The organism is Vibrio sp. 811, from assembly GCF_033339195.1.
In genome coordinates, this window is the sequence record NZ_JAWOUB010000783.1 from 1 (window position 1) to 554 (window position 554).

The following is a 554-nucleotide window of genomic DNA, read 5'->3' on the forward strand; positions in this document are numbered from 1 at the left end:
AACTGTTAGCGTATTCACCTCTGGCGTTTGGTTGTTTGAGTGGTAAATACTTACATGGCGCAAAACCAGAAGGTGCACGCTGTACTAAGTGGGAGCGTTTCGCTCGTTACTTCACGCCTCAAGGCGTCAAAGCGACAGAAGCATACGTGAACTTGGCACGTGAGCATGGCCTAGATCCTGCGCAAATGGCATTGGCGTTCGTCAATCAACGTCCATTTGTCGCTTCCAACATCATCGGTGCGACCAACCTTGATCAACTTAAAGCCAACATTGACAGCATCGATATCAAGCTTAGTGATGAGCTGTTAACAGACATTCAAGCGATCGGTACTACCTACTCTAACCCATGTCCATAAAAGCAAACAGGCTGACCACATAGGTCAGCCTGTTAATAGCACTTAGAACAAATCTATTTCGATATGCGTTTACAGCGTGTTGAGCTTTTAGGGTTAACTAAAGCGTAATGTTGGAAGCTCAACACGCTATAGATTACGTCGGTATTCGCGCAGTTAGCACTCGACGAAGATGACGAACTCGACGTTCAACTTTAACCG

General features: G+C 46.0%; 1 protein-coding gene. It reads left to right on the top strand.

Annotated elements, in window-relative coordinates; all coding sequences use genetic code 11:
• The coding region (locus R7Q46_RS29380) for an aldo/keto reductase (protein ID WP_318078612.1) at positions 1-356 on the top strand (356 nt) is incomplete at its 5' end.
• Positions 357-554: the final 198 nt, after the last annotated feature.